Origin of the sequence: Niallia sp. 01092 (assembly GCF_052318935.1) — a bacterium.
Lineage (GTDB): Bacteria > Bacillota > Bacilli > Bacillales > Cytobacillaceae > Niallia.
In genome coordinates this window covers 1-14,166 of sequence record NZ_JBQRKO010000020.1, presented here as the reverse complement: position 1 = coordinate 14,166, position 14,166 = coordinate 1, and the positions used below count along the sequence as shown (strand labels likewise).

Annotated in this window: 18 protein-coding genes; 15 read left to right on the top strand and 3 right to left on the bottom strand. The window is 35.4% G+C overall.

Going from position 1 to position 14,166, the window contains the following annotated elements:
• Positions 1–82: 82 nt before the first annotated feature.
• The 8 genes from ACTXGU_RS17280 to coaD all read left to right on the top strand — a co-directional run bounded on the left by ACTXGU_RS17280 (position 83) and on the right by coaD (position 4,866).
• Entirely contained in the window at positions 83–505 is a 423-nt protein-coding gene (locus ACTXGU_RS17280; RefSeq protein ID WP_443482775.1) for a YlbD family protein, read from the top strand.
• Positions 506–520: 15 nt separating this feature from the next.
• A complete protein-coding gene (locus tag ACTXGU_RS17275; RefSeq protein ID WP_443482774.1) occupies positions 521–760 on the top strand; it encodes a YlbE-like family protein in 240 nt (79 codons plus the stop codon).
• Between the two features lie 189 nt (positions 761–949).
• Positions 950–1,372, top strand: coding sequence for a hypothetical protein (locus ACTXGU_RS17270; protein ID WP_443482773.1), 423 nt, complete (start codon positions 950–952; stop codon positions 1,370–1,372).
• Positions 1,373–1,440: 68 nt separating this feature from the next.
• Positions 1,441–1,890 (top strand): YlbF family regulator, encoded by a 450-nt coding sequence (locus ACTXGU_RS17265; protein WP_443482772.1) that lies wholly within the window; start codon positions 1,441–1,443, stop codon positions 1,888–1,890.
• A gap of 281 nt (positions 1,891–2,171) precedes the next feature.
• Positions 2,172–2,402 carry a hypothetical protein gene (locus ACTXGU_RS17260; protein ID WP_443482771.1) on the top strand — a complete coding sequence of 77 codons (231 nt, stop codon included), beginning with the start codon at positions 2,172–2,174 and terminating at the stop codon, positions 2,400–2,402.
• Between the two features lie 697 nt (positions 2,403–3,099).
• A complete protein-coding gene (locus tag ACTXGU_RS17255; protein WP_443482770.1) occupies positions 3,100–3,375 on the top strand; it encodes a YlbG family protein in 276 nt (91 codons plus the stop codon).
• 422 nt (positions 3,376–3,797) lie between these two features.
• Positions 3,798–4,364: a 16S rRNA (guanine(966)-N(2))-methyltransferase RsmD gene (gene rsmD / locus ACTXGU_RS17250; protein ID WP_443482769.1), complete on the top strand. Its 567-nt coding sequence runs from the start codon at positions 3,798–3,800 to the stop codon at positions 4,362–4,364.
• Between the two features lie 4 nt (positions 4,365–4,368).
• A complete protein-coding gene (coaD, locus tag ACTXGU_RS17245) occupies positions 4,369–4,866 on the top strand; it encodes a pantetheine-phosphate adenylyltransferase (protein ID WP_443482768.1) in 498 nt (165 codons plus the stop codon).
• Between the two features lie 469 nt (positions 4,867–5,335).
• Here the strand turns inward: coaD and ACTXGU_RS17240 are convergent, their stop codons facing one another.
• Together ACTXGU_RS17240 and ylbJ are read right to left on the bottom strand one after the other, a co-directional pair.
• Positions 5,336–5,641 carry a hypothetical protein gene (locus ACTXGU_RS17240; RefSeq protein WP_443482767.1) on the bottom strand — a complete coding sequence of 102 codons (306 nt, stop codon included), beginning with the start codon at positions 5,639–5,641 and terminating at the stop codon, positions 5,336–5,338.
• Positions 5,642–5,936: 295 nt separating this feature from the next.
• Positions 5,937–7,151, bottom strand: a complete 1,215-nt coding sequence (ylbJ, locus tag ACTXGU_RS17235) for a sporulation integral membrane protein YlbJ (protein WP_443482766.1) — start codon at positions 7,149–7,151, stop codon at positions 5,937–5,939.
• A gap of 688 nt (positions 7,152–7,839) precedes the next feature.
• Here ylbJ and ACTXGU_RS17230 point away from each other — a divergent pair.
• A complete protein-coding gene (locus ACTXGU_RS17230) occupies positions 7,840–8,652 on the top strand; it encodes a patatin-like phospholipase family protein (protein WP_443482765.1) in 813 nt (270 codons plus the stop codon).
• A gap of 46 nt (positions 8,653–8,698) precedes the next feature.
• On the opposite strand, the gene ACTXGU_RS17225 is transcribed toward ACTXGU_RS17230, so the two are convergent.
• The gene (locus ACTXGU_RS17225) at positions 8,699–9,913 is read right to left on the bottom strand and encodes a nucleotidyltransferase (protein WP_443482764.1); all 1,215 of its coding nucleotides are present in this window, start codon (positions 9,911–9,913) and stop codon (positions 8,699–8,701) included.
• Between the two features lie 317 nt (positions 9,914–10,230).
• Between ACTXGU_RS17225 and ACTXGU_RS17220 the strand changes: the two genes are divergently transcribed.
• The 6 genes from ACTXGU_RS17220 (at position 10,231) to ACTXGU_RS17195 (ending at position 13,948) form a co-directional block, all read left to right on the top strand.
• Positions 10,231–10,740, top strand: coding sequence for a YceD family protein (locus ACTXGU_RS17220; protein ID WP_443482763.1), 510 nt, complete (start codon positions 10,231–10,233; stop codon positions 10,738–10,740).
• A 99-nt stretch (positions 10,741–10,839) separates the two neighbouring features.
• Positions 10,840–11,013 carry a 50S ribosomal protein L32 gene (gene rpmF / locus ACTXGU_RS17215; RefSeq protein WP_016200993.1) on the top strand — a complete coding sequence of 58 codons (174 nt, stop codon included), beginning with the start codon at positions 10,840–10,842 and terminating at the stop codon, positions 11,011–11,013.
• Positions 11,014–11,085: 72 nt separating this feature from the next.
• On the top strand, positions 11,086–11,544 hold the full coding sequence (locus ACTXGU_RS17210) for a DUF523 domain-containing protein (protein ID WP_443482762.1): 459 nt from the start codon (positions 11,086–11,088) through the stop codon (positions 11,542–11,544).
• Positions 11,545–11,678: 134 nt separating this feature from the next.
• A complete protein-coding gene (locus tag ACTXGU_RS17205) occupies positions 11,679–12,245 on the top strand; it encodes an RsfA family transcriptional regulator (RefSeq protein ID WP_443482761.1) in 567 nt (188 codons plus the stop codon).
• Between the two features lie 396 nt (positions 12,246–12,641).
• Positions 12,642–13,556 carry a 2-dehydropantoate 2-reductase gene (locus tag ACTXGU_RS17200; protein WP_443482760.1) on the top strand — a complete coding sequence of 305 codons (915 nt, stop codon included), beginning with the start codon at positions 12,642–12,644 and terminating at the stop codon, positions 13,554–13,556.
• Positions 13,553–13,948 carry a DUF3397 domain-containing protein gene (locus tag ACTXGU_RS17195; RefSeq protein ID WP_443482759.1) on the top strand — a complete coding sequence of 132 codons (396 nt, stop codon included), beginning with the start codon at positions 13,553–13,555 and terminating at the stop codon, positions 13,946–13,948. The genes ACTXGU_RS17200 and ACTXGU_RS17195 overlap by 4 nt, the downstream gene beginning before the upstream one ends.
• Positions 13,949–14,166 lie beyond the last annotated feature (218 nt).

The window sequence follows — 14,166 nt, the reverse complement described above, 5'->3', positions numbered from 1 at the left end:
TGAATAGAATACACAATACACATTTTTAACTATAGTGTCATATAGTAGTATAGGCAGCTGTAACAAATAGAGGTGAACATAAATGGAAAAGAAAAAAATTCATCCATCTGTAGAAGCGTTTAAAACTTTTGTGAAAGGCAATCCGAAAATTATTCAAGAAGTAAGAAGCGGAAAAGCCACTTGGCAGGAATTATATGAAGACTGGTACTTATTAGGAGAAGAAGATGCTCGGTGGGATAATTTTCGTGATAGCAAAACTTCAACAGATCAACCTACGGATGCAGATAACTCGAATAAAACGATGTCGATGTCATCTGTTATGAATTCACTAAAAAACATGGATCAAAACCAGCTACAAGGATATATAGCTAATTTAAGTCAAGCACTAGGAACTATTCAAGGAGTGATTTCTCAATTAGCTCCTGGTAGTGCTGCAAGTACAAATGCAACCAAAAACAGCGGGCAGAAACAACCAACAGGACCTTTTTCATTTCGTAAAGATTAAGGAAGGAGTTTTACTATGAGGCGCTCTATAAAAGAATATATTTCCCAAAATCAAGAATTGCAACAATTTATTCGAGAACAGCCCCAATGGTATCGTGAATTAAATAGGAATCCAAATGAATGGCAATCATTTGAAGTTGCTTCCTTACAATATTATAAAAAAACAATTCCTCACCATGTAGAGAAGTTTTCAAATGGAGTACAGATGGCATCCATGATGATAAGCATGTTTCAAGCAATGAATTCGTCCTCTTAAAAATGTTTCAAAAGCAAAATCGATAAAAATTAGTGTTCAAAAAGGTAATAAATTAGAAGCAAGCCAACGAAGAGATTCGATGCTTATCATTTGGTGCTTTTTTGAACATCCTCTAAATAAATCGTTCATTATTGCGTAAAAAGAAGCACAACAGCGAATACTAAGAAAAAATGTTCAGGAGTGTTTTTATTGAAAAAATTACTGTTTTATTGTATTCCTGTTATGCTTCTTTTATCTGCATGTCGGGATGATGTTCCAGATCCGGAAGTAAAACCAAAAAAAGAGGGGATGATTCAGCAGTTGATGCGATTGCAGCATGTACAAGCATCCCCAGCTTCCTCATATAAAGGAATTTCTGTTCAACATTTTGTAAAAGGAAACGCAGTTTATATCGATTGTAAAGTTAGTTCTGTATCCTTTCGTGAAAACAGTGGAAAAAACCAGGCGAAAATTGTTTTGAAAGTGGATGATTTATTAGTAGCTGAATACAATACAGCAGCATTTGTGGTGCGTAATTTAAAAGCAGGAAAACATAAAATTTCACTTGAGCTTGTTAATGAAGCAAATGAATCATATCATTTAGGACAAGAATTTACAGTGGTTATTTCATAAAGATTCGAAATACAAGCCTTTTCTTTCCAAGCCTTTTCAAGTAAAATGAAGGTGGAGGTGACGAATACGTGCTTGCTACAACTGAAATAATGCTGATGGTAGAAGAGGCAGAAGCGATTGCTGACATGATATTAGAATCAGATGTTGCAGAACAATATCGTATTTGTTTGTCCAATTTAAATACAAACAAAGAGACACAGCAAAAAATATTTGCTTTTAATAAAATGAAAGGGCAATATGAGGAAGTCCAGCGTTTTGGGAAATACCATCCTGAATATAAAAAAGTGATGATAGAAATTAGACAACTAAAACGAGACATGGACTTAGATACACATGTTGCTGCATTTAAAATAGCAGAAAATAATTTGCAAAAGCTGCTGGATGAAGTAAGTGTCATTATTGGGCGCTCTGTTTCGGAATTTATTAAAGTTCCAACAGGAAATCCATTTTTTGACGAGCTTTCCGGATGTAGTTCTGGTGGATGTGGAAGCGGCGGCGGCTGCAGTTGTTCTGCCTAAAATAAAAGATGGTGGCGAAAGCATATTAATTGGCTGTCGTCGCCTTTTTTTATCTCACTCTTAAAGGGAGTAGCTTCTTTTGATGGAAGATTCAACTTTTCCAATTATACATAATGGTTATTTTAGAATTAATTACTTTCTCTTTGCAAGAAAAATTTAATAAACAATTTGACATTTTCCTTATAGGTTGGGAAAATAATCGAAAAGAATGGAATCAAGAATATAAAAAAGCTATGAAATAGGATGATATTGTTTTAAACAAATGAAAGTTGGTGTGTATTTTGAAAAAAGTGCATGAAACACAATATAGTGAGGAATTTAATAACACCAATGAAAATAAAGTATTCATTCCTTCAGATATCGAACAATTTAATTATTTGGAAGGTGGAGTTAAACCAAAAAGTATAAATGTAAAATCTTTGCCTAGAGGGATTAAATATATAGGTTATTTTATTTTTGGTTCTGTAATCCTAACATTTATTTTGTTGGCACTACTGAATTTTATTATGTGAAAATGTTTATATCCTAATCAAAAACCGCATTTTTAAGAATAAGCTGCCATAGTGATAAGTAAAGGCTGTTTTCTAAAAGTTTGTTGTTTTTTGAATAAAATAATAAACATAGTTGAAGCACTGAGCAGCCTGAATACACGTAGACTCCTGCTTAGAAAAGCGAGAAAGACGAGACCCCACAGGAGCATAGCGACGGCACTGAAAAAGTGTTTTATTAGATAAATTATAGGTGGAATACTTAAATTTATTAGGGTGAAAATGGTATAGAGAGTTTGAAAACGACCATCATTTTGGTTAGGAGAGGCGTCCGCACGACTCCTGCGGGATTAGCGAGACAGGCGAGACCCTGCAGGAGCGTAGCGACGAAGCGGCTCGGCGCTCGCCCCGCGGAAAGCGTGTGGTAAGCCTCGGAAAACCGAACACCTCTGCGTTGCTTGGATTGTCGCTACCTATATTTTATAGCATTCACTTTTTCAGTGGCCTCAGCATAGCGACGAGGAGGCTCGGCACTCGTCCGCGGAAAGCGAAGTGTATTCAGGATGCGGGTTAAATAACAACAATCTATACGAAAAGAGCCTAAGTAAAAAACAAAAGGAACACGAAGCATGTAGAAGACTGCCTGATATATTTTATGTTCGATAAGAAAAGTTTTTTTATGCTAGAATCAAAAATAATGGATTAAAAAAGGGGTTAGAGCATGTTAGGGCAACGGCAAGGTATTATCGTTTGGATGTATTCCTTAAAGCAAACGAAAATGTTAAGAAGATTTGGCAATGTACATTATATATCGAAAAGATTAAAATACGTCGTGTTGTATACAAATCAAGAGGATGTAGATCAGGTTATGGAAAAACTAAGTACATATTCTTACGTCAAAAAAGTAGAACCGTCCTATAAGCCTTTCCTGAAATTGGAGTTTGAAAATTCAAAGCCGGATAAAGCAAAGGAATATGATTATAAGATGGGAATATAATGCTGGAGCTAATCCGGCTTTTTTTTATAACAAAAAAAACCTGCAAGCATTTGCTTACAGGGTCCTTCTATATCCTCTATAGGAAAGAAGGTAAAGGGAGAGGAGAAACCGGAGGAAGAACTTATGGGGAAACGTAAGTCTTCTCCGCGGTTGGCAACAACATCCTCGAATAGATGTTGTTAATAAAAGTATCTCCAGCTTTTATTTCGCTTATACATTAAAATAGATATTTTTATTTCCTTTGCAAAGAAATGATAGAGGAGCGGATAAACAAAATGACGAAGAAATTCGACAGCTATTTTTCCCGGAATTTTTGAACATCTCTTTAACAAAGGGGAAAGAAAGTTGGCTCCTTTTTTTGTTTATGGTAGGATAGGAAAGGAAAAAGGCTAGTTAATTAAGAATTTAGTGGTGATAAAAAGATGAGAGTAGTTTCTGGTATAAATAAAGGGATTTCTTTAAAAGCAGTGCCTGGAAATTCTACAAGACCAACAACGGATAAAGTAAAAGAAGCCATTTTTAATATGATTGGTCCATACTTTGATGGCGGATCTGGTTTAGACTTATTTGCAGGGAGCGGAGGACTTGGAATTGAAGGGTTAAGCCGGGGATTATCAAATGTTGTATTTGTTGATAGAGAGGGTAAGGCAATTTCCACTATAAAAAGCAATCTTGCAACATGTAAATTAGAAGAAAAAGCAGAAGTGTATCGTAATGATGCGGACCGTGCGATTAAAGCATTAATAAAAAGAGAACGCTGCTTTGACTATATATTTTTAGACCCCCCGTATAAACAACAGCAATTAGAACGTTTACTTACGACGATCGACAAAGAAAATTTATTAGAAAAAGATGGTACGATTGTATGTGAGCATGGTTCTGAGGTTATTTTACCTGAGTCAATTGGTCGGCTTTGTAAAAAAAAGGATGAAAAATATGGAATAATTGCAATTTCAATCTACACATTGTCAATGGGTTTGGAGGAATAAGTTTATGGCAAGTATTGCAGTATGTCCCGGGAGTTTTGACCCGATAACAAATGGTCATATCGATATTATAAAAAGAGGGGCAAAGGTTTTTGATCAAGTATTTATTTGTGTTTTGAATAACTCAAGTAAAAAGCCCTTTTTCTCGGTAAAAGAAAGGTTGGAATTAATTAAAGAAGTAACGAAAGATATTCCAAATGTAAAGATTACTTCTTATGAAGGATTATTAATAGATTATGCAAAAAGTATTAATGCAAATGCAATTATTCGAGGGTTAAGAGCAGTTTCTGATTTTGAATATGAAATGCAGATCACGTCGGTAAACCGTGTGTTAAGTGATGAAATCGAAACATTTTTTATTATGACAAATAATCAATATTCTTTTTTAAGTTCAAGTATTGTAAAAGAAGTAAGCAAGTACAATGGAGATATTTCAGAATTGGTGCCAAATGTAGTAGAGCAAGCATTAAAAAGGAAGTATTCGTTGTTGAACAAAGACAACTAAATACATAAAGAGAAGGTGACTAAACGAGTCGGACGATTAATTAAAAAAGTTGGATTCGTTTAGTCACCCTCTTTTTCTATGGAAAAGGGATCGGAGCTTCACCAATTTTAATGGGAAAATTGAGTGATGGTGCCCCGCTTACCCCAATGTCATCAATCCAAGCTTCAAAAAACAGGAAAATAAGCAACAAAATAGGAGGTAAGGGTTTCCGTTCTGTTCTCCGAGGCTTACCGCTCGCTTTCCACGGGGCGAGCGCCGAGCCTCCTCGTCGCTTTGCTCTTGTGGGGTCTCGTCTGTCTCGCTAATCCCGTAGGAGTCGAGCGGACACCTCTCCAAACAAATGAGGTATTTCTTTTAAATAAAGGGTATCCCATAAATAGGATCATAAAAAAGGCAATAGGATGCCCGGGCGGATGAAATGTAATTTTTTTCACCCTCCCTTGGCATTCTATTTTCATGAATCAAACCTTTAAAAAGCGGACTTTTGAATCAATCCATTTCTATTAGCTCGTAATCCTTTCACACGCTTAAAACTCCTACCTGGTTTTATAGGAACTCGATTCCTTTGAATTTCATTCAGTATTTTTTTATACAGCTTATTACGTCTTCTAACACTTTTTTCTAGCATTAATTGAATGAAATTATCTTTCAGCTTTCCTATTAAAAGTCGTTGATTGGCGGTATATTCATATTTCAACTCCTTTCCCCTCTGTTTTTTGGCAATTATTTCATCGGCTTCTTGTTTTACAAGTGCGGCCATGTTTGCGAGAAACATTGTCGCATAAAAATCCTGTTCAATAGATAAAACTGTATCGCCAGTGAATTTTTAAATATGAAGCTTATTTCCATAAAAAATCACCACACATCGTTGATATACCAAAAAAGGTATCCCAATCGATTATTGTGGTGTTTTTAAAAAGTCAAGTGATTTGTTGGTTTTAATACAACAATCTTATGACGGTTTAATCTAATAAGATTTTATGGAATCTTAAGTTGATGACATTGCCGCTTCCCCCCCTTTATTAGGTTAGAATCTGCCTTTTCTTAGTTAGATCGTGGAGTCAAAGAACTTAAGCTCTTCTTGGTAATCTACTAAGAAGAATTAACACATAAATGCTTAAACAGAAAATGGTGATAATGGGACCAGCATCTGTAATTTTAGCAAAAGTTTCTTCTACCCAAGTTCCTTTTATATAACCAGGAATTGCAATCGTGGGATTTTCCTTTGATAAGAAATGAGTGGTGAAAAAATTCCAACTTATAAATGTATAAAAACTTGCAAAACTTGCTTGTAAAATTCTTGCAAAGAAAAAAGGTTGAAAACGAATATCTGTTTGAGCTAATATGCTTGCGACTTGTGCTTGTACACTAAAACCGCTAAACCCTAAAATAAAGCTGGTTAAGATGGCTTGATGCATAAATGCTGCTGTTTCTACATCACTTGTTAACTTGCTGCCAAGTGTGATTTCGAAAATACCCGCTATTAAAGGAATGCTTAAATCAGTGGAAAAACGAAATACATGCAAAATCATCGTGATAAATTTTCCTAAAAAAGATGTAATGTGTAAATGAAACAGAAGCCGATTAATAACTGAAAAAAGAATGATAAATCCTCCGACCATTAACAAAGACTGAATGGAAGAGGCAACAGCATCACCAAGAAGTTTCCCAAGAGGGCGTTTATCTTTTATTCTCGTTTCATGGAGCTCTTGAAAAGCTTTTCTGATAGAAGGTCTCCTTATCTTTCGGTCGTGTTTGTTTTGCTGCTCGTTTCTCCCGTAGAATCGCATGCATACTCCAACCGTAAAATTTCCTAAATAATGAGAAAATGCTAATAAAAGTCCTAATTTTGGATTGTGAAAAAAAGAAGCGGAAACAGCTCCAATAATAAACATAGGGTTAGAAGCATTAGAAAAAGATACAAGTCTTTCCGCTTCAATTTTAGTTAATTGCTTTTCTTCGCGAAGACGAGCGGTTAATTTTGCTCCTGTTGGAAAACCAGATACCATTCCCATTGCCCACACAAAGCCGCCTACACCAGGAACTCTAAAAAGCGGACGCATAACAGGTTCTAATAAAACCCCTATAAAACGTACAACTCCAAAGCCAATTAATACTTCGGATAAGATTAAAAAAGGAAGCAAGGATGGAAAGACAATCGTCCACCAAGTATTGAGACCGTTTTTGGATGCATCTACAGCAACAGCAGGAAAGGAGATTAATGCTAAAGCTAGGAGAGATGCGGATAATGCTAATATAACGGTTTTTACCTTCGAACCATTCAAAAAATGACCCCTCCTTTTAGATGGAAAAAGTATGATTAGTTAAAAGAAAAGTAAATATAAAATAAACTCCTACAAATCAGACATTATGGGATCGACTATCTCGTCCTACATTAGCCCCTTATCATTCAATATACTCATAACATGAAAAAAAAGACCATAAGATTATATGAGTGAGTGTTCAAACAACTTCTATAAATAAGGCTGTGTTAAAGCTAATTGTTAATTTTGATACTTTGTTGATTGGAGCGGTAGGCGTGAGACTCCTGCGGGAAAAGCGAGTCAAAGGGAGACCCCACAGGCGCACAGCGAAGCCACTGAAGAAGTGTTTTATTATATAAATTATAGGTAAAACCCTTATATTTAGTAGGATAAAAATGGTATAGGGAGTTTGAAAACGACCATCATGTTGGTTAGGAGAGGCGTCCGCACGACTCCTGCGGGATTAGCGAGAAAGACGAGACCCCACAGGAGCAAAGCGACGAGGAGGCTCGGCGCTCGCCCCGCGGAAAGCGTGTGGTAAGCCTCGGAAAACCGAACGAAAACCTCTAAATACTTGATTTTCCCTATCTATATTTCATAGCATCCACTTTTTCAGTGACCTCCGCACAGCGCCGAGGAGGCTCCCGAACCGGAAATAAACAGGCAATTTTAACAGAGCCATAAATAAAGGGAATGGAGGGTTAACGTAATGCAGCCTCCAAGGATTGGATTGGCATTAGGTTCAGGTGGAGCAAGAGGATTTGCCCATATTGGTGTAATAAAGGTGTTAAGAGAAGAAAATATTCCGATTGATTTTATCGCTGGAAGCAGTATAGGGGCAATAGTTGCTAGTCTTTACGGCGCTGGATTAGATGTAGAACGGCTATATGATTTATCGAAGTTTTTTAAACGAAAATATTTTTTAGATTTTACTGTTCCTAGAATGGGGTTTATTGCTGGGAATAAAGTAAAAGAACTAATTCGCTTATTTACGTTTGGAAAAAATATCGAAGAATTAGACATACCAGTGGCTATAGTGGCTGCGGATTTATTATCAGGAGAAAAAGTGGTTTTTACAAATGGTCCAATAGCTGAAGCTGTTCGTGCCAGTATTTCCATTCCTGGGATATTTGTTCCAGAAAAAATCGATGGACGTTTACTTGTAGATGGAGGGGTTATTGATCGAATACCGGTTTCGGTTGTAAAGGAAATGGGTGCAGATCTGATTATTGCAGTAGATGTTGCCAATGTAAAAATAACAACAGAAATCACTTCAATCTATGACGTTATTATGAGAAGCCTTGATATTATGCAAATGGAGTTGGTAAACAACAGGGAAGTTGCCAGTGACTTTATGATTAGGCCGCATGTAGAAATGTATAATAGCAAGGCATTTACCAATTTAGAAAAGATAATTGCATTAGGGGAAAAAGAAACAATTAAACAACTGCAGGATATTAAGAAATTAATTAGTACATGGGAAAAAAACAATAAAAAAAATCCACCTAAACAAAGTTTTTAGGTGGAACCATCAATGGGGAAAGAGCCTATCTAATGAAAGATTCGATTCACTTTATGATAGGTGGTTGACTATATTCTAGTTGATCTAACTTTTGCTGATACGACAATGGCACGCCAAGGGAATAAATAGAGGATGCTTTTGTATCCAATGCAATCTGCTTGTTGTGAAAAGCAGACAGCTTGCTGACAAGGGGTAAAAGCAATTCTTTTTTCTTTTCGTTTAAATAAGATCTGCCAGCCTTTGAACTTCCTAATAAGCGAAGATAAGTAGGTTCAGGATCTTTTGGCATGTCGCTTTTTTTTGTATTCGTTAAAATATGCAAACAAACTCGTTGAAGTCTTGTCCACGTATATCGTTTTGTTTTTACAGCTGTCAAAAACTGATTAAACGATTCCGCTTTTTTGACAGAAGTTAGCAGCCTATTTTCTAAGCCTTCCTCGACTTCATATATTTCTGATAAATCTTCTTTGGAAATGGACAATAAACGATACTTTAAATGGCTCCAATAATTTTCCCAATGATGAAAGCTGCCAAATTCCAATTGATAGTCTGTTAACAAGTTGGCAGTTTCTGCTGGTACAAAAGGAAGAATATTATCCAAATTACGATTGTTATGGAGTAGTTCGTTGCGAATACTTGTCGCACTTGCAATATGGTCGGAACGAAAGTGCTGATCATGATAACTAGCTTGAGTACGAGCGATTGTATGTAACTGCATAGGAATAGACTTAGAGAGCACAGCTTTCACATATTGATAACCTAATATATTATTCGGTTGTGTTAAATCTAAGTATTCGTTCTTGTCTTTTTTTACTAGCGATTGAAAAGAAAGAGAAGCAGCTTTTGGGTAGCTGTTTCCTTTTTTTAGATATGTTAAAAGAAGTTCGTTATACTCTGCTTTTTTTTCATGGATTAATGAATATGTATTAATAAATGCTTGTATATTCCCTGCTTCACTGCCAAAGCATAAATAATCACATTTTATACTATGCAATAAGGATACAGCTCCTTTTGCAAATAATTCTGCATGTTGTGTAGCAAAAACATAAGGAAGTTCAAGCACGATGTCGACGCCATTTATTAATGCCATATCTGCTCGATGCCATTTTGATACAATCGCAGGTTCTCCTCTTTGCAAAAATGGACCACTCATAATGGCAATGACAATGTCTGCTTCTGTTTGTTCTTTTGCTTTTTGGATATGATAGTAATGACCATTATGAAAAGGGTTGTATTCAACGATAACGCCAACAGCCTTCATGTAAATTCTCCTTTTCTGTTGTCCTAAAAAAATGTTCGTATTAGGAACGGAATTAAAATAAATAATAGAACTAAATCCTACTTAAAAAAGAATACAATAAGTACGAATAAGAAGCTAGAAGAAGATAGAGTGACTTTGACCATTGGGCTTTTCCCTGCTAAATGCAAGTACAAAGCACAGTGGTTGCAATTCTTATGTATTAGAGTAAAATAGATAAGAAATCCTTTTTAGATACTTCCTAAACACTGTAAAGAAAAAATATTGACAAATAATTATATGAAAGCTATAATTACCTTTGTTGCCTTGGGGTGATATATATGAAATGGACGTTAAGCCAGTTACAAAAATATCGAAGTAAGGAATTGCCGATTGATGAAACAATAAATGTAGATGAGATCAAAACAGTTGATCCGACTATCAGACATGTATCACCGATGCATATTATTGGTCGAACAGATATTGATTCAACAAAGGTGACTTTTCATTTGAAAATTGAAGGGTCTCTCGTATTGCCTTGCTCTCGTACTTTAGTAGACGTGGATTATCCAATTAATGTTGAAACAACAGAAACTTTTCTCTTGAAGGTTTCCGATTACGAAACAGATGAAGAGGAAGTTCATCAAGTAAATGGAGATGTGATTGACTTAATGCCAGTCATTCAAGAAATTCTTTTACTTGAAGTGCCTATGCAAGTTTTCTGTGAAGATAGCAAAGAAGAGGGTGCTCCTCAATCGGGTAAAGATTGGGAAGTTATCCAAGAGCAAGAGAAACGGGACAAAGTTGATCCTCGTCTTGCTGGGCTTGCTAAGTTTTTTGAAAACAAGTAAACGAATGCCCGATTAATCGTCGGCAGACAAAAGAAACATTTGAGAATAGAATTTTCTGCTCTCATTACTTTCTTAATACTCTTTAAGGAGGTGGGAAGAATGGCTGTACCTTTTAGAAGAACATCTAAAACTGCGAAAAGAAAACGTCGTACACATTTTAAATTACAAGTGCCTGGTATGGTAGAATGCCCTAACTGTGGTGAAATGAAACTTGCTCACCGCGTTTGCAGCGCTTGCGGAACATACAAAGGTAAAGAAGTTGTTAGCAACTAATTATCTTTTCGATGAAAAGCACATGGACTTTTGCTCCTGTGCTTTTTTTCGTTTAAAAAAGGGGGAGATTACGTGATTGTCGTCAGTTCTTGTTTAGCAGGTTTAATGGTTCGGTATAATGGCACACATAGCTTGCATCATAAAGTACAGCAGCTAATTAATGAAAAAAAGGCGATAGCAGTTTGTCCTGAATTGCTTGGAGGGTTTAATACTCCAAGAGAACCTGCTGAAATAGTAGGGGGAGATGGAGCGGACGTGTTAGCGGGAAAAGCGAAAGTACTTGAGTTAAGTGGGGCAGATGTAACAGAAACTTATATAGATGGAGCGTATAAAACGCTGAAAATAGTCAAAGAACTCGGGGCTTCCATCGTCGTTTTAAAAGAAAATAGCCCATCATGTGGAAGTGCTTTTATTTACAATGGTGATTTTAAAGGAAGAAAAATAAAAGGAATGGGTGTTACGACTGCTTTACTACGACAAAACGGTATACAAGTCATTTCAGAGGAAGAACTTTCCTATCTGATAAAATAAGTGTATATAAATAAAAGCTAGTTTTTTTTACATATAGTTAATATGTTTTTTTTTCAAGAATCCGGCATGATATCAGTCTATCTTTTCTAGTAGATGCATATGTATGAATAAAAAACACTAGGAGGTAATTGCTGATGACAACAACTAGACAAGATGCCTGGTCAAAAGATGAAGATATCCTGCTAGCAGAAGTAGTATTACGCTTAATTAGAGAAGGCGGAACCCAGCTTCAAGCTTTTGAAGAGGTGGGGAAATTACTATCTAGAACGAGTGCTGCATGTGGATTTCGCTGGAATTCTTTTGTTAGAAAACAGTATAAATCAGGAATTGAATTGGCAAAAAAACAACGAAAACAACTGAAAAAAACAAGTGTTCTAGCAGAAGCAGTTGAAACAGAATTAACGGCGTCTATATCTGTACAACAAAGAGAAGGAACAAATAATTTTGAAGAAGTCCTTTTATATTTAAAGGAAGTATATACGAAAGCAATGAAATGGGAAGAACATAATGGCGATCAAAGTGAAACAAAAGAAAAAACGATAGCATTAGAAGAAAAAGTAATCAAATTAACAGCAGAAAATACAAAGCTGCAAAACGAATTAAAAGGGATAGAGGAAGCGTATAAAGCATTAGTGGAACTAATGGAAAAAGCGAGAAAAATGGTTGTGTTAAAGGATGAGGATAAAGAGCAAAAGGTTTAGAAATTGTTTTTTTTGTATTAAACGAAGGAATCACGAAATCGCTCTAAAGGTTGGTTGTTCTTCGGATTCCTTCTCTGCATGCTTTGAAAGCAATATACTTGTAAAGAAAAGGTGCTATATTGTGATCTCCGCGTTTATCTCCTCGATATTTACTTATTCGCATGAAAAATCCCACCAATAAGTTAGTTTGGCTTCATTTTTATAGACAAAAATGAAGTTTTTCCCATTAAGGATAAATAGGGTCTGTTTTTATGAATTGTTGATAAAAGGCTAGTGTACTATTTCCTTTATGTAGGAAGTAGCCCTTTTGAATATTAATGATAAACAATTTCGACAATTAATGATAAGATATTACTATCATATATAAGGAAAAAATTTATAATAAGAGGAGCACTTATGAAGATTGGAATTATTGGTGGTGGGGCAATAGGGTTATTATGTGCTTATTTTTTGACAAAAGCCCATGATGTAACCGTATATGTACGATCAGAGAATCAACTGCAACTATTAAAACAAAAAGGAATTTCGTATAAACGAGACAAGGTTACTGAAAATATTCGTGTGCATGCTGAACTGTTTTCAAATTGGACAGGGACTGAAGATTTAACGATTGTGACAGTTAAACAATACCAACTAGAATCCATTTATGAAAAAGTGAAACAAAATCTTAAGCAGTTAAATGGGATGTTATTCTTGCAAAATGGGATGAGTCACTTAAACGTATTGCAAACGCTATCTACTAATCATTTTATGGTAGGGATAATAGAGCATGGAGCGGTAAAAATAAATGAAAATACTGTGCAGCATTTAGGTGTAGGTGCCATTAAGCTATCTCCGTTGCATTCCCAATTAGAACCTATTGTAACAGAATTAGTGCAAAAGTCCGATGCTGCTTTTATGATAAAAAAAGAGCGAGACTATTTGTTCATGATGAAAAAAAAGCTAGTCGTTAATAGTATTGTTAATACCCTAACTAGCATCCTGCAAATTAAAAATGGGGAACTAGCAGAAAATCCGTTTTATTTTCGTTTAATGAAGGATTTTATGGAAGAAATAGCAGAAATCCTGCAGTTAAACAGCCGGGAGAATGAGTTGTATTTTTCTTATGTGTTGGAAGTCATCAAACAAACATCAAACAATAAATCATCTATGTTAAAAGATTTAGAGGAAAAAAGGCCAACAGAGGTTGATAGTATTTTAGGATATTTATTGGAGGAAGCGAAAAACCATCATATAAATGCATTATTAACAAAAACGTATTATTTTATGATAAAAGGAAAGGAGAAGGAACAGGAGGGGAGAGGAGCATGATTTCCTTTGCAACATCTATTTTAAGCTTTTTTATCATGTTTCCAATTGTATGTTATTTTTTTGTATTCATTGTGTGCAAACAATGGACAAAAAAGCATCGGTTTTCTGTTCATCTTGCATTAGACGTTAGTACGTTCTTTTTTATAATTTCCGTTCATTTTTTAATGGAAGCCCTCTGGGGGAAGTCTTATTTATCTTACATAATGATCACTATTTTACTAATTGGCATCATCCTTGTTATCTTACATTGGAAAATAAAACAAGAGATAAACTATAAAAAAGTTTTCCGTGGTTTTTGGAGAGTCAATTTTCTATTGTTTTTTTGCACATATCTTGTATTAATGGTTTATGGATTAATCTATTTTATGATTACTTCGGTATCTTTTATATGAAAAAAGTTAAATTAATAACTCAAACTTCGCAGTTATTAATTCCTTTTCATGTATTTCCATAACTTGGTTTAGAGCAATTAGAAAAGGGTGATTGAATAGTCCTTTTGAGTGTTTTTTTGCAAACATTATTCCTTACAAATAGGGGCTTGCTTTCCGTTTCAGGATACTCGCTTTCCGTGGGGCGTGCGATGAGCCTCCTCGGCGCTTGCGCCTGCGGG

What these genes read in the sequence shown, in the direction of transcription:
- ACTXGU_RS17255 (WP_443482770.1), top strand. Translation starts at nt 3,100, where the DNA reads ATGTTAGGGCAACGGCAAGGTATTATCGTTTGGATGTATTCCTTAAAG.
- ACTXGU_RS17200 (WP_443482760.1), top strand. Translation starts at nt 12,642, where the DNA reads ATGAAGATTGGAATTATTGGTGGTGGGGCAATAGGGTTATTATGTGCT.
- ACTXGU_RS17225 (WP_443482764.1), bottom strand. Translation starts at nt 9,913, where the DNA reads ATGAAGGCTGTTGGCGTTATCGTTGAATACAACCCTTTTCATAATGGT.
- ACTXGU_RS17220 (WP_443482763.1), top strand. Translation starts at nt 10,231, where the DNA reads ATGAAATGGACGTTAAGCCAGTTACAAAAATATCGAAGTAAGGAATTG.
- ACTXGU_RS17195 (WP_443482759.1), top strand. Translation starts at nt 13,553, where the DNA reads ATGATTTCCTTTGCAACATCTATTTTAAGCTTTTTTATCATGTTTCCA.
- rsmD (WP_443482769.1), top strand. Translation starts at nt 3,798, where the DNA reads ATGAGAGTAGTTTCTGGTATAAATAAAGGGATTTCTTTAAAAGCAGTG.
- ACTXGU_RS17280 (WP_443482775.1), top strand. Translation starts at nt 83, where the DNA reads ATGGAAAAGAAAAAAATTCATCCATCTGTAGAAGCGTTTAAAACTTTT.
- ACTXGU_RS17205 (WP_443482761.1), top strand. Translation starts at nt 11,679, where the DNA reads ATGACAACAACTAGACAAGATGCCTGGTCAAAAGATGAAGATATCCTG.
- rpmF (WP_016200993.1), top strand. Translation starts at nt 10,840, where the DNA reads ATGGCTGTACCTTTTAGAAGAACATCTAAAACTGCGAAAAGAAAACGT.
- coaD (WP_443482768.1), top strand. Translation starts at nt 4,369, where the DNA reads ATGGCAAGTATTGCAGTATGTCCCGGGAGTTTTGACCCGATAACAAAT.
- ACTXGU_RS17230 (WP_443482765.1), top strand. Translation starts at nt 7,840, where the DNA reads ATGCAGCCTCCAAGGATTGGATTGGCATTAGGTTCAGGTGGAGCAAGA.
- ACTXGU_RS17275 (WP_443482774.1), top strand. Translation starts at nt 521, where the DNA reads ATGAGGCGCTCTATAAAAGAATATATTTCCCAAAATCAAGAATTGCAA.
- ACTXGU_RS17240 (WP_443482767.1), bottom strand. Translation starts at nt 5,641, where the DNA reads ATGTTTCTCGCAAACATGGCCGCACTTGTAAAACAAGAAGCCGATGAA.